This window comes from Erythrobacter longus (genome assembly GCF_000715015.1).
In the GTDB taxonomy this organism is placed as follows: domain Bacteria; phylum Pseudomonadota; class Alphaproteobacteria; order Sphingomonadales; family Sphingomonadaceae; genus Erythrobacter; species Erythrobacter longus.
Window position 1 is genome coordinate 1,033,169 of sequence record NZ_JMIW01000001.1, and the last position, 20,863, is coordinate 1,054,031.

At 56.8% G+C, this 20,863-nt stretch carries 6 protein-coding genes; 1 reads left to right on the top strand and 5 read right to left on the bottom strand.

The window, feature by feature from the left end:
• Positions 1 to 3: 3 nt before the first annotated feature.
• A complete protein-coding gene (locus EH31_RS05035) occupies positions 4 to 2,205 on the bottom strand; it encodes a CHASE2 domain-containing protein (RefSeq protein WP_034958443.1) in 2,202 nt (733 codons plus the stop codon).
• A gap of 8 nt (positions 2,206 to 2,213) precedes the next feature.
• On the bottom strand, positions 2,214 to 3,530 hold the full coding sequence (locus EH31_RS05040) for a FecR domain-containing protein (RefSeq protein WP_051698941.1): 1,317 nt from the start codon (positions 3,528 to 3,530) through the stop codon (positions 2,214 to 2,216).
• Positions 3,531 to 3,874: 344 nt separating this feature from the next.
• Between EH31_RS05040 and EH31_RS05045 the strand changes: the two genes are divergently transcribed.
• Entirely contained in the window at positions 3,875 to 4,687 is an 813-nt protein-coding gene (locus tag EH31_RS05045) for an SDR family oxidoreductase (protein ID WP_034958445.1), read from the top strand.
• A gap of 66 nt (positions 4,688 to 4,753) precedes the next feature.
• Here EH31_RS05045 and EH31_RS05050 read toward each other — a convergent pair whose 3' ends face one another.
• The 3 genes from EH31_RS05050 to EH31_RS05060 are packed head-to-tail and all read right to left on the bottom strand — an operon-like array spanning position 4,754 to position 20,726.
• Positions 4,754 to 15,832 carry a beta strand repeat-containing protein gene (locus EH31_RS05050; RefSeq protein WP_152553455.1) on the bottom strand — a complete coding sequence of 3,693 codons (11,079 nt, stop codon included), beginning with the start codon at positions 15,830 to 15,832 and terminating at the stop codon, positions 4,754 to 4,756.
• 20 nt (positions 15,833 to 15,852) lie between these two features.
• Positions 15,853 to 17,649 carry a ShlB/FhaC/HecB family hemolysin secretion/activation protein gene (locus EH31_RS05055; RefSeq protein ID WP_034958447.1) on the bottom strand — a complete coding sequence of 599 codons (1,797 nt, stop codon included), beginning with the start codon at positions 17,647 to 17,649 and terminating at the stop codon, positions 15,853 to 15,855.
• On the bottom strand, positions 17,649 to 20,726 hold the full coding sequence (locus tag EH31_RS05060; RefSeq protein WP_051698943.1) for a CHAT domain-containing protein: 3,078 nt from the start codon (positions 20,724 to 20,726) through the stop codon (positions 17,649 to 17,651). Before EH31_RS05060 ends, EH31_RS05055 begins: the two co-directional genes overlap by 1 nt.
• Positions 20,727 to 20,863 lie beyond the last annotated feature (137 nt).

Sequence of the window (20,863 nt, forward strand, 5' to 3'; positions counted from 1 at the left end):
CACTCATACATTGGCGAGCGTGATCACGAATTTGGTCCCGCCGCCCGGCACAGGTTCAATTGCAATTTCGCCGTCGTGCAGGTCAACCACCTGTTTGACATAGGCAAGACCCAGCCCTGAGCTTGGCCCAGCGCTGGTATCGCGGGCACCAAACCGTGCAAACGGATCAGCCCGCCTTTCCGGCGAAAGACCCGGCCCTTGATCCGCAACTGAGAGGACAACGGCCTGCCCATTTGTTCCGACATCAAATCCCAGCGTAACCTGCGAATTCTCAGGCGAAAACTTGACGGCATTGCCGATCAGATTGTCGAGCATCCTTGCCACAGCAAAAGGATCAAGCCTTGCAAAGAAGGGTTCCTCATGCGGGTCAAACACCACTTTGATCCCCTTTTTGTGAGCCAGTGGGAACGCCCGATCAGCCGCCTCCTGCAAGACCGAATTCATCTCTGTCTCTTCGCGTTCCAACCCTTCATTCGAGATGCGCGCAATTTGCACGAAATCTTCGGTCAGTTTCAGCGTGCGGCGCGCCTGATCCTCGATCCGCCCGAACCGCTCGGGCGCTTTTAGGCCTGCATCCTTCTGCTGCGCCAGCCCAATGATCGCAACCTGCGGTGAGCGCATATCGTGAGAGAGAAACTCGAGTGTCTCGCGCCTATGCCGCTCTGCCTCTTTGATCTCAGTGACCTCGCGCAAACACAGCACCTGAGAACCGACATCTGCGTCCAGATCTGCCGATGCCAGCCAAAATGTGCGCCCATCGCCAAGATCAAGCTCATTGCGCTCTTCGTCAAGCTCGCCGCCTGCTGCATCAAGCAGATCACGCAATTGCAATCCTTGAACCTTCTTCATGGGGCCAAACAGGTTTTGAGCCGCAAAATTGCCCATCGAAACTGCGCCGTCACCATCTGTCACCAACATCGCATCGGGCGATGCGTTGATAACGTCCTGAATAAGGGTGAGGTTGCCAGTAACCCCTTTGGTCAATTGCTTGAGCTTTGCGACCTGCTGGGCCACTACGTCAAAACCCTCTGACTTGTGCGAGGAAGGCAGAGTTGCAAGACCGCCCAGTTCTGCCGCCTCGGCCTCAAGAAACCGGCTCACAGAAGTAAGCCTGCGCCAACCCCACAAGGGGTAAGAGATCACAATGGCAAGCAAGGCCCCGCCAACCGGCAGCCAGATGTTGACTGCCATGAGCGTGATAAAGAAGACCGCAAAAAGCCCTGCGACAAGTGCAATCGCAGCGATCAATGCCGAGCGCGGCGACAATCGCCAAAAGCTGGCGAACAAAAGGACGATCGCAGCAATTTGCACAATCAGCGTCCACGGGGCAGAGGCGCGCTTGACCAAATTGTCCGTCAGCATCGCATTGGCAAGCGCTCCTTGCATCTCCAATCCCGGAAGAATGCCGCCCGCATATGATGGTACCGAATATCGATCGCCCAGCCCTTGCGATGTAGCTCCAACCAGAACAATGGCGTCTTCGAAAAATTGAGGCGGCGCACTTCCATCCAGAACTGTTGCGGCCGACATCTCGCGGATCGAACCAATTTCGCCATATCTGACGTAAGCGGTGTCACGCTCATCCCCTGCCACCGCCTCGTTTTGCCATTTGGTTTGCCGCGCAAGCGCGAGGGTTGCGACCATCAAATGCGGGAAAGTCTCCCCGTCGATTTCAAACACCAGATCGAACTGGCGCGAAACGCCGTCCTCTTCCGGGACCAGAGCGACATGGCCAGTACCCTCTGCATTCGTGCGGAAAAGTGGAAGCGGATAAACCGGCATCAGGCCGTCAACCGTGTTGGGTTTGGCAGCAAAGCTGTGGGGCAAAACCACTTTGCCACTCGATCTCAGAGCATTGGCGAGCGCCTGATCGCTTGCCTCAGTGCCGGGTTCGATAAACAACACGTCATAAGCAATCGCGCGCGGGGCAAAAGCGCTGACCTTATCGATCAACTCAGCATGCACTGAGCGATCCCAAGGCCAAGACCCTACCTGTGACAAAGCGCGGTCATCTATCTTCAGAAGGATGATCGACGGGTCTGTTTCAGGTGCGTTTATCTGCCCTTCAATGTCTAGCAAAAACAGATCGAACCGCTGCGTCCACCCCCGCTGCTGCGTTGCCACCAAAAGCGCCAGCATTGCGACGAACAGGATCAGCCATTCAGCGGTAAGCCGTGACTTGAGAAAGTTTGTGCCCCCTCGCAAAATGGGGCCTATTCGCTAACCGTCAGGTCGCGCGGTTCGCTCCACACCTTGATAACTTCACCCTCGTCGATCACCGACGTGGCAACGCGCCAGCTGTAGACCCCGGGCGCTACGTCGCTGATGTAAAGGCCCGGCGCCTCTAGGCCGACCTCATCAACGATCAAGGTCCCTGGCGCATCTTTGCGCCACATTTGAAACGCAGTGTACGCCGGGCCTGAGCCTGCGGGAACCCAGGCAAACTTGTAAGCGTCCGCAAACGGCGCAGGTTCTGCTGCTGCAGACGTTCCCACGCGTTTGCGGCGGAAGGATGCATCTTCGCTTTGCCAGAAACCTTCCAGCCCGCTTTGCGCAATTGCGCGCGTTCTGACCGAGAAGCGGCCGTCCTCAATGCCTGAAAACGTAATTTCCACGTCAGAAGAGACCAATTCATCGACCACATCGGTGAAGGTCACATCGCGCGCGATTTGGGTGCGGTAAGCCACTGCGCCATCAAGCGGAGTAATTGCAAATTCCAATCCTTCGCCCGTTTGCGTGGCGCTCCGGTCGGAGACCTCAGGGGCTATAAGCAGGTTCTCAGGCTCGCCAAGGCCAGTGGGCTTGCTTGCAACACCAAACCCTTGCGCAGCTGAGACAGCCGCCCCGTCAGCGGAGATTTCAACCAATCCTTCGGTCACTTCGGTAAGCGCAAGCGCGCTGTCCTCATCATAGCCCACCCGAAACTGGGTTCCGCGAACCGCCGTCACCGCCAGAGGTGTGCCAGTCCGAAACCTTTCGCCATCTTTCAATTTAGGAGCGGTGATTTCGCCCCGCCCGCGAAGAACACGCAGGTCCACATCAAGCGAATTGTCAATCCGGTATCGCCGAGCACGCCTGATCTCGACCCGCGAGTTTGACGGGAGGGAGACCGCCGTGCGCCCCTCCCCCTGAAGGGAAATGAACGAGCGCGCGCCGGTCGAGACGATGGTGTTCCGGCCAATTGCCAGACCTGCGCGCGGAGCCACGCTTGTTCCGCCGCGTTCAATAGTGACGCTGCCAGCAAAGGCCGCGACCTGCAAAGTCACCGGGTCCCATCTAAGCAAGGAACGCGGCACATTAACCAGAGCCCCAACAGGGATCGCCCGCGCGTTTGAGATGCGGTTAAGCCGTTGAACCTGCAAAGCGGCCTGTTCAGAAACGAAATACTCGCTTGCAAGACCATACAAGGTGTCGCCTGCCTGCATCCGGTATTGAACCGTATCGGTGTCTTGCGCGGCAACAGGGCTCACAAAAGCGAAACCGCTTGCGATTGCAGCTGCGAAGAGTGTGCAGCGTTTGTTGCCAAACATTTGGAGCGCCATGGACCAGCTCGCAGTTCTGTAAAATCTCGACTGACATACTGTTAGCGTATTCGGGCACAGACACCAAAAGGCTTAAGGGAAAACTCCCGGCTTTTTTACAAGTATTTGCCCACAAAAAGAGTTCGGCTGCTGCTCTGAAACCAGACCGTGCTTAGGCGACGGCTGAGACTTGATCGGTTTCGATAATACGCGCGCTGCCGGATGCCAATCGGCGATCACAGCTCGAAATGAACCCATCGGTCGTCTCATATCCAGCACCAGCAGGGCAATTGCCCGGAACTGCGAACCGGCGTGATCGTTGAACCGGGTAATTGGGAAAAGGGGCTAAGGCTATGAGTGAGCACGCAGGAAAAACCGTCTTTATCACTGGGGGAACAAGCGGGATTAACCTTGGGATTGCCAAAGGATTTGTCCGCGAAGGCGCCAAGGTTGCGGTTATTGGCCGCGACCCGGAACGTGCCGCCAATGCTGAGGCTGAGATTAAGGCGGAATGCAAAACCGCCAAGACCTCTGGGGGGGATGCCTTGGGCTTCTCGTGTGATGTGCGCGATTACAATGCGGTCGAAGCTGCGCTTGCCAGAGTTGCCGAAGCCTTTGGGACTATCGATGTTCTGGTGGCAGGGGCCGCTGGCAATTTCTACGCTCCGCTTTTGGGGATGAGCGCCAATGCTTTCCGCACTGTGGTTGATATCGACCTGTTTGGGACGTTCAACGCGTTCCGGGCAAGCTATCCCTTCCTCACAAAGCCGGGTGCATCCTTGATCGCGATCTCTGCGGGACAAGCTGACAGAGCCAGCGCGATGCAGGCCCATGCCTGTGCCGCAAAAGCAGGGGTCAATCAGTTAACCAAAGTATGCGCGGTCGAATGGGGCCCCGCAGGCGTGCGCGCAAATATCATTTCGCCAGGCGGAATTGCCGACACGGTGGGGGTCAAATTCCTAAGCAAGGATCCGGCGCAATTCGACGAGGCAATAGGCCGCATCCCCTCCAAACGCCTCGGCACAGTGGATGAAATCGCCGATATGGCAAAATTCCTGAGCTCGGATGCCGCACGCTACGTCAATGGGCAGGTGATCTATGTCGATGGCGGGCTTTACGCAGGGGATGCGAGCACCGACTGCCTAAACCCGCCACCGCGCAAGTAAGCGCCGCGACTGCCATAGCTGTGGCCTCAGCGAAACAGGGACTGCCGCAACTCTAGAGTCGGGACCCTAGGTGTCGCAATCCTCACCTTCTTCGCAAGGTTCCTCTTCATCGACCCAGAAATCCTCATTCCCGGCTCCCGTCACAGGATCATCGATTAAAGGATCATCGCCAAAGCTTGCCTCAGGCGTCAGGTTGATCAGGCCACCATCAAGCGGTCCTTCGGGCTGCACGTCGGGTGGTGAAAGGCCGTCATCGATAAGATCGCGTGTCTCAACCTCATTGGTCTGCTCGGTTTCCTGCGATGGAGGTGGCGGCGGCGCTGGTGGTGGTGTTGGCCCCGGCAGTGGCGGAGGCGGCGGCGGTGTGACGGTTGTCGTACACGATGCCGGGTTTGCGATAAGGCAGCCGTTAATGGTCGAAGCCGCAGCAGGCGTTGCCCCAATAGTGGTAACGGCGATCGCGCCAACACCGGTTTGCCCCGCAACCACACCATTGATGACAATCGGTTGAGCTGTGCTGCCCCCGGTCGAGATCGAAAGCGAGTTCACTTCAAACCCGCGCCGTTCATCGAATTCAGTGCCAGCCACGGTGTTCTGGATGAAGACATCGCTTGCCGTGGTCTGAATGGTGAGCGCATCAGCTCGGATGACACCATCAGGGCGATCAACACCATCATTATTGGCAAGGCGCGCATCGATATCTTCAAGGCTGAGCCCTGCGTCGATGTCATTCAGGGCCTGATCTGTCACTGCAAGAAAATCGGTGGCGAAGATCGAAAGGTCTCCTGAGATAAGGCCATCGGTATCAAGAACAAAGATACCGCCATTTGCACTGTCTATCCGCACAAGGTTGTCAGCATCAAAGGTGATGGAAGTATCGCTCAAGGCACCTGCGACATTGACATTGCCAATGACTTCAATGTCGCCTTGCGCAGTGAAGTTGAGCGAGCCCGTTTGAGCAAAATTCTGATTTGAATTGCCAAATCCAAAGCCAGCCCTCAAGTCCAACGTATCAAGGATAATCAGAGCATTAGGTGTGCTCCCATCGGCAAATGCGGTAAAGTTCAAGTCACCGCCCGAAGAAATCCGCGTGAGCTCGAAATTGTCAATTTGATATGGAAGGTCGTCGGACGCGCCGCCTCCGATGGTCATATCGCTAAACGTCTCGAATGTGATCGAACTTGTCCGGCTTGCATCGCCAATGATGCTGTCACTGCCCAATGCCACATCGGTTGAGAAAATATCGATGGTCTCGCCCAAGGCCGATCCGTTCACCGCATCAAACAAACCGAACGCGGTGACGACAAGAGCATTTTCGGCATCGGCAATGCCGCTGATTTCGATCCGGTCTGCGGCATTAAGGTTGATGTTCACCCCTTGTGCGTCGTTTACGATGAGGTCGGTGTTGTCGCTGGTGAGGTTTACATCACCGGTCGCATTGGCGATCACCGCCTCAAGTTCGCGCGCGGCGAAGACATCGACATCGCCATCGTTCGCAATCGCTTCGATGGTTAGGTCGGTGCTGGACATCACGTCAATCGCGGTGCCTTCTGCTCTTAACAGCCCATCAATTACAGCGTCAGCGACGGTAACCGGGCCGCCATTGGCAAGGAGGTCCGCATCTGGCGCGGTGAGAGTGCCCAGGACTATCTCACCCGGTTCACCGATAGTGACAGGTCCGCCAGAGCCTCCGCTGCCCGGTGTTCCGCCTGAACCAGCTGTCATGGTGACGCTTCCTCCGGCGGTAAGCGCCCCACCTTCGATAATCGTGCCGGAAATCATGGTGACAGTAGAACCCGCTGCCAAGGTATCGAACATGATCTCAAATGCCGACGCCTCGATAGCGCCATCCGCGCTCGAATTACCAAGCGAGGCCGTATTCGCAGCATCAACCAGAAGGTCACCACCAGCGGCAGTGTTATCGAGTGTCACATCTCCGCTTGTTGCAACGAGAGACAAATCGCCTCCGACATCGCCGCTGTTTAGCGCAACCACGCTTCCGGTGATTGAGGTGTTGCCGCCGCTGATCACGCCAGCAAGAGTGGGCGTGCCGGTGGCGAAGATAGTGATGTCCTGATCTGCGTCGACAAAGCCGAAGGTCGCATCCCCATCGCTCGCATCCGCTGTGACAGAACCCAGCGACGTCACATCGCCAATCGCAATATCCATCGCTTCAAGCACAACGTCACCATCGCTGATAATGTCGCCTGCGCCACCATTTGAGGCGATGGAGCCGGCAATAGCCTCAAGCGTGATCGAATTGGTTGAGTCGAGCAGGTTGAACAAAATGTCAGAGCTGCTGTTCAAGAGGATGTTGGTGGCTGTCACCTGATCCACCGCAATTGAGCTTCCGGTGATCGAAACCGTCTCTGGTGAATCTATATCGCCAAGCTGGATAAACCCGCCATCTATGGTCACATCGCCGCCTGCAAAAATGTCTTGTCCCGCGACTGAACCACCTGCGTTTACAAAGACTTCTGCGCCCGCATCGACGAAACCGAACAGTGCATTGCCGCCCGCATCGACCGATACGAAACTGCCAGCGCTCAGATTGCCAACATCGACATCGCCGGCTGCAATCAGCTCGACTTGGGCTCCTGCAGTGGCAGAGCCTTCCAGGTCAGCAGTGATCGAGCCGCCAAAGGTCTCGACCACAATCTCACCGCCTGCATCCAACTGGCTATAACCGGCAGTCGCACCGATAATGAAGAGATCGCCGGTGATGTTTGTGGTGCCAAGGAAGGCATCATCATTAGCACTCAGACTGATCGAGTTTGGTGACACCGCTTCGCCGATATCGATCGAACCGCCGGTGACCAGATTGATGTCGGAGGATCCTTGCGAGTACAAGCCGACGATGAAGTCGCCCGGCACATTGTATTGGCCCTCAATAAGACCACCGACTTCTTCGACGGCGACCAGCTCGCCAGCCGTCACAATGCCGCTTAGAATGATAGAGTCGCCAACGTCGATCCCGATGTCATTGTCACTGGTCAGGAAACCGCTGCCTGTGACGCTTCCAGCGGCCGCAATCAGGATTTGATCTGCGCCAATGGTCGTGTCGCGAAGGTCAACATCGCCGGTAATGCTTTCCGCAAAGAAAGTGCCGGTCGCATTGATATCGGTGTTGATCCCGTCAGTGCCCATAACGATACTGTTGCGGGTGCGGATCGAGATATCATTCGCGGTGATCTGAGCCTGTTCGATAAACAGCTGGATCGCATCATTATTGCTGCCAATGCCGATTTGAATGATGTTATCGGCATCCATGTCTCCAAGGCAGATAATGCCTTGCAGGCACGGCCCGATGAGCAAGCCATCGTCATCGCTCAAGCTAAATCCGGGATCAGGCGCATCGCGCACATCAGCGCTGATTGAGCCTGCAATCAGCGTACTGTCGAGCCCTTCAATCGCATTACCTTCAAGAATAATCGCTGCATCATTGGCGTTCAACGTGCCGTCGATCACAAGTGAAGCAATCGGCGTTGCCGGGATCGAGAGGAGGTTTTGCTCACCCCCCGCATTGAGGATGAGATTTGGACCGCCGTCAAACGGCGATGCAGGATCAAATACAGTGGTCGGATTATTCGCAGCCGAAAGCTGAGCCACCGCCTCAATGATAATATCATCGCCAGTGTTCACGATCAGCGCGTTGTCTGCCGCTGTGTTCGAGCCACTTTCGAACACCACCGTGCCACCTGCGATGATATCGATATTGGCATAGCTTGTGACATCCCCAGTGATGGTCGCGTTTGCGAGATTATCAAAAACAATCAAACCACTGCCAAGATCAAAGAGACCGGCACGAAGTGTGATGCCAGTGTTGTTGCTGACATTCTGCGGGCCGATAACGCTTGCATCGTTCAAGGTGATGGATCCGCCCGATTCAAGCAAGATCGCCTCAACCGCGCGCAAATCTGCGGCATCAATACCGCCAGAGACACGCATCGTCAGGTCAATGCCGCTGTTGAGGATCGAACCTGCTTCAGAGGTGAATGAGCCGCCAATATCGACCAGAGTTCCAAGCCCAACATCGACAGAGATTACTTCGTTCGTGTTGTTCGTATGGGTCACCAGCATATCACCGGTCGCCGTGAAGAGCGCAGCATCGGCGACGACCAACTGCTCATCCCCGTCGAACGCGAGCGTAATTCCGCCGTCCAAAGCGTTGAGCGTCAAGCTGCCACCGACGTCGCCGCCATCAAGGCCAACCGATGCTCCGGTAAGTGTCACATTTCCGCCGCTTGTTACGCTTTCGGCAAGTGGGTTGGCATTTGCAGTGATATCAATCGTGGTTCCGGCGGTCAGCGCGCCAAAGCTTGCATCACCCACACTTGTGCTTGCCGTGATTGAGCCAGCGCTTGTCACATCTCCGATATCGATGGCTTCAGCTGTGAGGTCGACCTCAACGCCGCTATCGATATCGCCTTCACCAGGAGTGGTGGCGCCAATCGTGCCATTGACCGCTGAAAGCGTGATCGCAGTTGGCGAAGTCAGCCCGTTAAAGCGCAAGTCGCCAGCGCTCGTCAGAGAAATTGAGCCCGCCTCCAAAGTGCCGATGGCGATGTTGGCAGCAGAATTGAAGGTTGCTGAATTAGCCACAATGATTGAACCAAGGCCGGTGATATCACCGGTGTTTGACGTAACAGCGAGGCTGCGGTTCACGGTGCCAGCGTCAAGATTGACCGAGGCCCCCGTGATACTGGAATTCAACTCAGCCACAAAATTGCCGATTGAAACGGCTCCGGGCGCTAAAACTGTTGCTGTGCCATTGGTCGATTCAACCAGGTCAACATCCACGGAGGCTGCATCAATGGTAAGCACTCCAACAGCGCCCTGACCAACAAAGTCGCCGCCTGTAAGAGCGCCTGTGATATTGAGATCAAGAATACCATTGGTCGTCGCGCTCTGGATATCAGCATCGCCGCCTGTATTCACGCGAAGGCCAGGACTGGTTGTGCCTGCGAACAAGTTGCCCGCTGTCAGATTACCGCCAACGTTGAAGGAGCCATTACCTCCGGCATCGACGTCACCGATAATCAGATCACCGATTGTGACGACGCTGGTGCCTGCCGACGAAACGACGCCGGCGATATCGCCGTTGCCGCCTGCGCTGACCGTGACAAGGCCTTGTGCCGCTGTGATTTGACCCGTCGTAATATCGCCCGCATCAGTGCCCAAAGTGATATTGGCGCTGCTGGTTGTCGCGATATCGCCAAGATCAATCGTATCTGCTGCATTAAGGTCAATCGAGGCGAGCGCCGTTATGTCGCTGCCGACGATATCGGTCGCCTGAACGTTGATAAGCCGGTTGGAATTGAGCGTGCCCACATCGGCCGTATCGCCAGCAACAATGCGCAAATCACCAAAACCGCCGGTTGTCGTGAGGCTGCCGATGGTCACATCTGTTACAGCCATACCGGTAAATGCACCGACGGTTCCGGTCCCCACATTGATGGCATTGGCAGAGCCCAAGTCGGCGCTTGTTGTTGTTGTCAGGCTATCAACGCTAAGATCGCCAGTCAGCGAAGTAAGGTTGACGATGCCGCTTGCATCAATGGAGCCAATATCGAGGTTCCCGCCGTTCACATTGATCTGCCCGGTTGCCGTCCCTGAACGACCTGCATTGATGAGATCAACCGCAATTGTGCCCGGCGCTGAAAGATTCACAATTTCAAAAGAGTCCGCGGTGCCCCCGGTGATGTCCCCGCCTGCATCCACCATGATGCTGCCATCGGTGTCGCTGATGAGGGTGCCGAAGGTTACATCGCGCGCCGCATCAAGAGTGATCGCATCCACAACGCTCGAAGCGATGATTGCACCGTCAGTGGTGCCTGTGATGGACCCGCCGCGTGCGGTCAAACTCGTGGCAAGACTGCTTTCAATCGTGCTGTAGAGGACATCTTCGGCGGTGATTTGTGCTCGTGCGCCAACAGCAATACTGCCGTCGTTGAAGGCGTCAAAAGTGCCCGCACTTGAATCCGCTGTAAAGTTGGAGCCAACATCAAGCGTGGCGATGCCCTCAGCCCTGTTCAGGTGGCTGATTGTGATGTCACCGCTCGCATTGAAGGTTGCCGGGTTGACAATACTGCCGCCGGGATTGGCTAGCAGTTGACCATCGCCTTCCATCGCAATGGTGATGTCGCCCGTTACATCAAGATCAAGAATGCCATTGACTGTGATTGGGCCGCTGTTGGACAATATCGAGATAAGTCCGCCGATAGTCCCTTCTGCTCCAGTTGCATCAATCACGAGATCGTCAACAGTGATATTGCCTCCGGGAGAGGTCGAGGTGTCGATGATCGTTACCTGGCCACCGCTGTTGGTGGATCCAAAGCCACCGCCGCTTGTTCCGTTGGCGAAAATGGACACGTTACCAAGATTGATAACTCCCGGACTGCCTTCAACAGCTTCAATCCTCGGAGAACCACCACTGCCGTCTCCGCCTCGGCTAGGGACGCTATCGAGAGGATTGTTGATGTCTTGACCATTGGGTCCGCCAGAGCCACCAAAACCCGACGCGAGAAGCGTGACATCTGCAATGTTGATGGTGCCGCCAACTGCATTCAGCAATGGTGAACCGCCAGTACCGGTACCACCAATGCCGCCCCGTCCCACCGTGTCGGTGCTGGTGCCGTTACCGCCAGCACCGCCGGCGCCGCCGGTGCCTGTGCTCGAAAGCGCAAATGGGCCGGATGTAAACGAATTTACGATCGTGACTTCGCCGCCGCGCGCTGCCGTTATGCCAACAACGCCACCGGTCGCCGCGCCGCCTCTACCGCCAGCACCAGCATTAAGGCCAAAGAGTTGGTCTTGACCATCAGCGCCCGCTCCGCCGACGCTGTCAGAGTTTAGCGCAAAATCGAAGCTGTCGATCGCTATGAGAGCGTCATCTTCCACTGCAATTGTTGCAGAGCCACCGATCGCATTACCGCCAGCGCCGCCGCTTCCGCTTGCCGCAAAATCATTATTACTTGCATATCCAATCGCGCCCGCAGCGCCTGTCGCGCCAGCAGTGATTGAAATCGTCGAGTTCGCTTGGAAATCAGCATTGGGGCCAGATACAAGCAAGCGCGCATTCCCGCCTGTTGCATCGCCGCCCCGGCCACCATCAGCCAATTGATCGCCTGTTACCGTGCCGGGCAACCCGCCGGTCGCAGAAGCATCAATGGTAAGCGCCTCGAATTCCACAAAAACATCGTTGACAGCCAGTTCAGCCGTGCCGCCGATCCCTTCTCCGCCGTCACCAGCAAACGCACCATCCGCGCCGTCACCGCCAAGGCCGCGCGAAATCACGGAGTATTCTTTGGGGTCGGTGTCATCCTGATTAAGCGAGATAAGAGCTGAACCGCCTCGGCCGCTCCCGCCAAAACCACCAGCGCCTTGTGGAATGGAACCGCTGAAGTCACCGCGGCTTCGACCGCCATCACCGCCAAGGCCACTTGCATTCACTGTCAGCGTGCTAAACGTAAGGTTGCCAGCAATGTCGTTGAACACTGCCAAGCCACCCACAGCATTACCGCCATCGCCGCCGCCCTGATCAGCGGGGCCGTTACTCTCCGCTCTGCTATCGCCGCCCTCACCGCCAAAGGCTTGTGTGGAGACCACAACATTGGTTGCATCGACCGTCGCGGTGCCATCAAGATTGAAGGTTGCCGTACCTCCGGTAGCATCGCCGCCGCGACCACCAATCGAAGCACGTCCAAAGCCGCCCTCACCACCGAATGCGCCGGAGCTAAAGCCAATGTTGCCGGTCGCCTCGACGGTCAAAGTATCGGTAACAGTGAGGTTGCCGGAAATCGCATTGAACGTCGCACGGCCACCAAAAGAATCGCCGCCGTCACCTGCATTGGTGCCGTCGCTTGCGCTGCCCGGCGCTCCTCTGCCACCTACTCCGTTTGATGTAATATCGAGATTGACGAGGGTCGCATCACCGCCATCGAGGTTAAAGACCACTTCGCCGCCGGTCCCCGTTCCGCCGGTCCCGGTGTTTTGCAGGCCATTTGCGAGATTGGTTGTCCCGTCTGGGAACTCCCCGCCCGGACCACCCTCACCATCAGACGATACAGTGATGTCTTGCGCAGTCAGCGTTCCGCCTAGCACATTAAACTGCGTAAGCCCGCCGATACCCGTGCTTCCCGAACCCAGAAAGTCTGTTTCCAGAACCTCTCCATCAAACGTAAAGGAGCCGTCGGTTCCGGCAGTCAAATCGTTGAAGTTCAACCGGCCCGTAGAGCCTTGGACCGTAATATTCACCGTCCCGCCACGGCCCTCGCCCGTCTGGCCATTCTGGTTCTCACCCACTGAGGTAAAGCCATTGGCGTCTAAAGAGAGAAAAGACCCAAAACTGATCGAACCATTATCCGCCAGAACCGTGATGGAACCGCCTTGCCCATTACCGCTACCGGGATCATTCTCGTCAGGGGTGCCTGAACCGTCGGCAGATATAAAACTAAATCCGTTGACGAAGATCGAGCCATCATTGGTAGCAGTTATATTGACTGTGCCGCCCTGAAAATCTGTGCCCCTCCGGTCGGCCTCATCACGAAAATCGTGCCGCGCGTCGGCGCTGAAAAAGAAATTGTCGGCAAACACGCTGCCATTATCTGCTGTGACGCTAATGCCACCTGCTTCTGAGAGAACTCCGGGAGCTCCGTCCTCTGCCGATGTATTGATCTGGAGCACGCCGCTTATGGTGAGGCCTGATCCGGTGTTAAATCCAGTGTTGGTGATACTCACAGCGACTGCATCGCCCACAGGGGCGGAAACGCTGCCAATAGTCCCGGCGTCAATGTCGAAAGACCCGAAAACATCGAGCAGGGTATCAGAGTTCGTTACATTGACAATCGCCTGCCCACGCCCTGCTTGACCTCTGAAGTTTTCAGAAGAGATGCCGTCGAAAGAAGTTGCGGCATCGGCCACAGCGTTGATATTCACGCCCCCAAAGAAGTGGGCGCCGCCCGTAATGTCGACCAAGACAGAACCCGCAGAGGCATCGTTGGATTGGGCGATGGAGCTGTCCGTCCCTCGCGTTGCGGTGGCGCCCACCCTTATATCCAATGCGCCCAAATCGACGCCGCCGCCGTTCAGCGTGACTGTGACATTACCCGCAGTTGCATCTGCGCCTTCAAGCGCATCGCCATCGAACACAAGTGTTCCAGCCTCGCGGCCGCGCGCATCGAAATTGAGGCTTCCTCCGATATCGACAAAGCCGTCGTTAAGCGTGAAAGTTGAAGAGCCAGCGGTTGCCGATCCATGACGGACTTCTCCGCGTCCACCACTCGCAGAAGTGTCGACAGTGAACGTGCCGCCTACATTTATCCCGGCAAGCTGGCCGATTGTGACGTTGATATCACCGCCCACACCGTCGCCGCCAATGCCCTGACCACCGTTGTTGCGGAAATTGCCGATATCATCGAGACCGCGACCACTTGCATCAAGGATTAGATTGTTGCCAACCGCCAGCGTTCCGCCGTCCGGAGAGCTAAATCCGTCGGCAAAATCCACGTCCACGTTGATATCGCCGCCATTGCCAGCGCCATCGCCTGCCCTCACAGTGAGCGAGCCGGATACGTCGATTAACGCGACTTCGCTTACCGATATGTCGACTGCGCTGCCGCCGAAAATGGTAAGATCAGCCTGATTGGTTGCACTACCGACGATTATGTCAAAATCGCCATCATCAAGCGTGGATAGCGCTCGAAGGCCGACTGTATCTTCCGCAAATATCTGCGTGTCTGAGGTAAGTTCCAGGTTCTCAAGAACTATGCTGCCAGCGGCCCCGCCATCAACACTGGTATCAAGCGTGTTGAACGAGACTTCGACATCATTGCCGTTGATCCGTTCAGTCCGCTCGCTGCGAACAACCCGGTCGCCGGTCGTGAGAATGATATTGCCGTTTACAACACTGGCCGAACCTGCCGCTGCGTAACCAATCTCGCCGCCCAATAGCATGGTGAGCGCGTCGTTCTTGGGAACTGCTACAAAATAGATAGCCTGTTCGTCTGTGATCCCGGTCGATGACGGCCCTGTGGTGGTGCCGCCATGAATAATGCCATCGCGATCCTCGCTCCCCACACTGACAGAGATGTCGAACAGATTGTTCTGAATGGTCAGCGTCGCTTCTTCGGCCGCGACATAGGCTGTGGAGCCGTTGACGTTGACCGTGCCATTTTGCACGATCCGCGGCGCTAATACGGCGACATAGGAATTGTTGTTGAGCGCGTTGATCTGCGCGCCGCTCTGGATAGTAACAGATGATGCGGGATCCGAGACACCAAGGAAATTGATCGCAGACGCGCCCGCAACTACGTCGTTGGGGTCCAACTGACTGGTCGTTAGCAACAGGCTGCCGATGTTAAACGATGCTTCCGAACCGATGATCAGTCCGCCTGCGCTCGAAAACCAGACAGCGCCGCCGATCGTTTGCCCCCCAGATGTGGTCGATGTGACATTGCCGTTAATGAGAACCGGGCTTTCTACTCCAGGCGTCGTAATACGATTGAGAACGGTGTAATCGGAGTTATTCGAAGTGAATGCTAGATTTCGCTCGGAGCCCAAAAAGGTAACAGCTGACCCCGTACCGGTGTCGAAGGTCGTCCAGTCGATGATCGCCGATGTACCGAGCAGCTCGACCGTATCGGCGGCTGCCCCCGGCGTGAAACGGACCCGCGTATCATCAAAAGCCGCCGATGCATTGACCGATACGCCATTGGCACTTGTCGCCGCTCTTGGGGAAGGCGCAGTTGGCCCGCTGGCTAGGGGCTGGTTGTTTGATGAGGTGGTGATGGGAGTAGAAGCCGGGGGCACAACCGGTGTATTGACGGTTGGCACGTTCACAGTCGGGGCACCAGCACCCGGCACCTGGATAATGCGTACAGGTGATTGGGCTGGCGATCGCACCTGCGACTGAGACTGCGACGGCACGCGAAACTCTGAGGCACCTTGGGGCAAGCGCGTTTGCATCGAAGGCGCGCTCGGCCCCCTCACTCCTGGCCCAGCCTGAGCATGAGCAGGCACACCGCTTGCAATCATTGCCGAAGCCGCTGCAAGGATCGACCCGCTGCGCATCCACTTCAGACGGAGTGGGCGTTGCTGCTGAGCGTTCTGGAGCAGGTTGGGACGGGTTGGATTTGTGTTGTTCATCATAATATCCTCCAACCGGCTCAATTGAACCAAGGCTTCAATTGCACCGTAAGCGTGCCCAAAATCCGGACATCGCCTCTGCTCGTGGCAAAATCAGGTCGCTGCAATGGTACAGCTGCAAACAAGTCAAAGAGCGCCTGGCGGCCGATCGCCATGCGCAAACCGCCGCCAACAGAGGTGATGCTGTCGCTGTCATCGGGGATGTTGTTCACTGAGACAGTGGCGTAATCGACGAATGCGAAAGGCTGAATTGCGACACCATCTGGCGTCTCCGGGATCAACGATCCGGCAAAAGCTTCGAGCTGAAAACCTGTGCCTTGATCGCCAATAATCGCGCCGGGATCATAACCGCGCCCGACCGTAAAGTTACCGCCGGAATACTGCTCATAACCAAGCAGAGCATCGGGCGAATATTGAAAGCGTGAACGAGCCGTAAGCCCAAAGGTGGGCGTTGGTCGATAAGTAACGCTTGCATCCCCGCGCACCGCAAATCCGGTTGCATCGCCGTCGAGACGGCTTGGCGGCGTTACGCCAGGCGCCAGGCAGTTTACAAAACCAACTCCGCAATCAGGGCTTGCCCCAAATACGTCCAGACCTTGGCGCACTTCAAAGCTTGCCCAGTAGGCAAGCTTTGGCTCGAACACGGTATAACCACCGCGTCCGTTGATGCTGTCCTCATCGCTGCCCGATACATCAAGGCGAGCAAAGGCAACGCGCAATTCATCCCGACTAAAATCAAGATCGGTGAAATCGACGCTTTGATTGATGAAATCACCACCAACCGTGAGGCTCAGATTTCGTGCCTGCGAACGGATTATCGGATAGCGCGCATAAGCAGAGATCGCCAAGGTATCGGTGTCAAACACATCGGGGCCCGGCACGTCGGGCTGCGACCATGCTTTCGTCCCGGAAAGGCCCAGTGTGAGCCCCTCTGAGCCTACCTTGAATTCGTGATAGGCCGAGGCGACGATTTGTTCGTCGAAATCATGGGTGGAATAGGCGCTTATCATGGTTTCATCGCCAAGCCCGGTAAGGCCATTGAACCGTACGCGAGCAAGGCCGCCAAAACGCCCAATCTGTTTAGAGCCGAAATTCTGGAAGTTGACGTCGATAATCATCGGCGTGTTGACGACATCAAAGACACCGACCACATCCCCGGGCGCTCCACCCTGCTCTTTGGTCAGCGGCTGCAAAGTCAGGCGTACATCAAGCCCGGGAATATCGCGCGCCAAAAGCAGATAGCGCTCTGCCTCGTTGGCGTTGAAAACCGGTTTGCTTGAAAGCTTATCTAGGATCGGCTGCAACGCTTTGCCCGAACTGCCTGCATCACCGCGCACCTGAACCGAACGCATTTTCGCCAGCAGCACGTCGAATTGAACAGTGCCTTCGCCGATGGTCTGCGCTGGCACCTGAACCGCTGCAAGATAGCCTTTGGCGCGCAGGATAGTCGCTGCGCGGTCGCGGATGTCGCAAATGGTGGAAACCGGAATCTCGCGGCCCAGATATTCTGCATAAGCGGGTCGCAGCATCTCTGGATCAATACCCTCAAGTCCCGAGAATTGCGGCGCGCTGAAGGTGAAGGTTAGATCGGCAAATTGTTCGGCCGCAAGCGGGCACGGTGCACGTTCAATATCCCCTTCGACAGTGACCGGATTTGTCTCACCGCGCAGCTCAGCTTCGAGCCCGCGCCGGTCGATCTCTTCCCTGGTGGGGGCGATTTGACCCTGAGGTTGACCCTGCGCTGACACAGCGTTCGGCGCAACGGCGAGCATTCCTAGCGCGGTAAGGCCGGTGAGCTTTAAAATAGAGTTACCCATTATTGCGCTCCCCCGCGCTCTTCCAGCATGGCGATATCAAGGCTCCGATCAGACCCGGTGCCTGAAAGCAGAGGCCGGGTCGCATCCCCGATCACAGCAAAAGCCGACCAGTAAAACGGGTGAGACGTTGCCGCTTCGTCCATCAAAAGCCTGCGTGATTGGCCCAGCGCCTCACCAATCGTTTGGTTCTGCCCTCGCCTGAACATTTCGGTCATCAATCGCTCGGTGGAGTTAAACTCATCGGGCACCGGCCAATGGCTCGCCATAACCGCGCGCCCGCCTGCACCGATAAAGGCGCGCACCAATCCTTCGAGTTCGGAACCACCACCTGATTGGATACCCGCAGCCAGCGTCGCCTCCACGCTAACCGCGCCTGCTGTGTCGCAAGCGGACAGGATGATTAGGTCTGCATCAAGATTGAGCTCGAAAATCTCTTCAAAGCTAAGCAGGCCATCTGATCCTGCACCGCCAAAAGACGTCACAAGCGCAGGCGTTGTGGGGCAGTTGGGATTAGGGGCCGTGACCAGACCGTGGGTTGCAAAGTGCAGCACCCGGAATTCATCAAGATCACCGCGCGCTTTGATGCTGTCGTCGGTAAAGCTTTCTTGCGTGACGACCTGCGCCAAATCTGACCCGATCAAGCCCGCAGCGGTGCGAAGCTCGTTCGCACTGATCGGCGCGTTCCACTGCCCCGCAGGCCAGAAACAATCGAGTGGGACCTGCGCCGGATCAGAGGTGAAGCTTGCCGGAAAAGCTGCGCCGACCGGAGCATTTTCACCAAAACCCACATATTCGCGCTTTGCACGCGAGTTTTGTGAACGGCGCGATTGGACGAAGGCTTCTGCCGACACAGCTGTGCTGATCGTGCGCCCGCGTGCCAACCAGTTGACGCCGCGAAAATCATATTCATCGCCCTCTGGCCCAGCGAGCTGAGTTTGATAACGCTCAACCGAGGCATCATCTGTCACAAGCAGATCAATTGGCAGACGCAGCATCGCCCCGTCGGGCTCAAAGATAATATGCTGCGCGCCTTCAAGGTTTTGCGCGATCGGACCAAAAAGCTTGGAGTAAAGTTCTCTGGCTGAGGTGATTTCAAACGGGAATGTGACGTTTTGCCCCCCGTCGAAAAGCGAGATGGATTCCCGGATGATATCGACCTGCGTCTCAAGCTCATCTGCGGACATATCCACGCGGTAAGCCATCGAATTCTGCCGGTCGGTGAAAAACACATAGACATCATCACTGACCAGAGCGACACGGGCATAAACCTCACCGGGTTTGAGCGCCTCGCGAAAGTCATCAAGCGCAAGCGAAGATTGCGAAACGACACGGTATTGCGGGTAAGCATTAAGCTGGACCTGAGTCTGGATTTGCGCGTTTTCCAACCGCGTGATCTGCGCTGCCAACTTGTCAGCTCGCGCGTTGCTTTCGGCCGTTTCCGGCTGCGCGCTCAAAGCCTCGAAGCGGATACGCGAGCGTTCGATTTCGCGGGTCAGATCGGTTGATTGGCGAAACAGGCGCGATGCCTCATCGGACCTGGCGCTTAGCCGCCGCGCAAGCACCGCCTGTGTTTCCGCAACACCTGGCCGGATCAGGACTTGGGCCGCCTTAAAAAAGGCGTCTGCCGCTTCTGGGTCGCTCGAAACCCTGCTGGCGAGGAGCTCGTAATAAGGGTTCAGCTGGTTTGCAAAACCGATGATGGCGTTGCGCTTACCCAAAGCCCGATCAATCACCTTGCCGTAAAGCTCGAGCGCTTCTCCTTCGCGGTTTTCACGCAGCAGGAAAGAGGCAAGCCGTGCCTCTGATGCACTTACCGTTCGGCGTTCGGGAAACTGCGCACTCACAAGTGCAAGAGCGTTGCGAAGATAGGCTTCAGCAAAATCGGGGTTTCCCTGCCGCTCAGCGATCAATGCAAGGTCACCCAAGATTTGGCTGCGGAAACGCGTGATCGATGTCACCCGCCCATCGCGCACCGCTAAGGCCTGTTCATAGGCCGTAATGAGATCTTCGCGTGCGCCTTCCAGATCACCATCAAGCCGCTTTGCAGTACCGCGAATCTGCAGGGCCTGCGCATCGATAATCCGCGCGCGCTCTTCAGTCGTGAGGCTCAGCTCATCGACAATGCCGAAAAGATAGCCGCTGCGCTGCTCGCGGTTCAATCGCTCAGAAATGGGCACCGTAATCGACAGCTCGCCATCGGCCGTACTCGCCCCAACCAGGCTGGGCGGCAAGGTCTGCGTCAGGCGTGCGACGGCTGCATCGCCAAAACCCTGATTGAGAAGATGGATCGCCTCAAAATTGCGCAAAAGACGCGCGGTGATCGGATCGTCTCCGCCAAATTCGCGCGCCTGCGCAAACAGTTTGCTTGCTATGGCGAACTCGCCGAGATTGCTTTTTTGCAGCGCCCGATTGACGAAAAATTCGCCCGGATTGATCGCCGCATCGCCATCATCTTGCAGGCGCTTTTGCAGCGTCTCAAAATAGGCAGCCGCTTCCGCATATTCGCCCGCCAGATTGCGGCGATACCCTTCTGCCAAAGCTTGTTCTGGCTTGAGTGTATCGGCCTGGACACGGGCAAATGACAGCGGGTCGGAAACGCTGGTTGATGCCACGTCAATTGTGCCTTGCGCCACCGCATCATCAAGCACCGAACGAAGCGCGAGAACGGTAGCGTCATCATAGGCGCTGAAACCTTCAGCGTAATAGGTCAGACCGTCCTCCGCGCTTGTGATCTGGGTCCATTCAAGCTGAGTGTCATCGACGGTGCAAACTTCCTTGAGCGATCCGGCGATGGAACCAGCGGACGGCGAAGCACCAGCAGGGCAGCTTACGCCAAAACGGCGCGTGGATTTGATCGCTTCACGCGCCTCAGCGTTGAAATCCTCGAACGCGTAGACCTCTGCAATGGGGCGCGGGCTGTCGCGGCACACAATCGCCCAGCGGCGATCGAAGATCGATTGCTTGGCCGGGTTGTTGAGACTGCGATCCTGAACCTGACACAGAATTCCGTTGCTATCCCCAATGGGAAAGCTGTCCGTTGTCAGAACCGATCCGGTTTGCGCCGAGGCGCCCGTCATCGATACTGCAAAAACCGCGCAGATAGCTGAAATCTTTGTGGAAATACGCCCCACATTTACCCCCTTTTGGGAGCCTCAACCTCCTACTTCCTGCACTGCCCTCACAGCGCAAAAAAGGAAGACTCCCCCTCATTGCA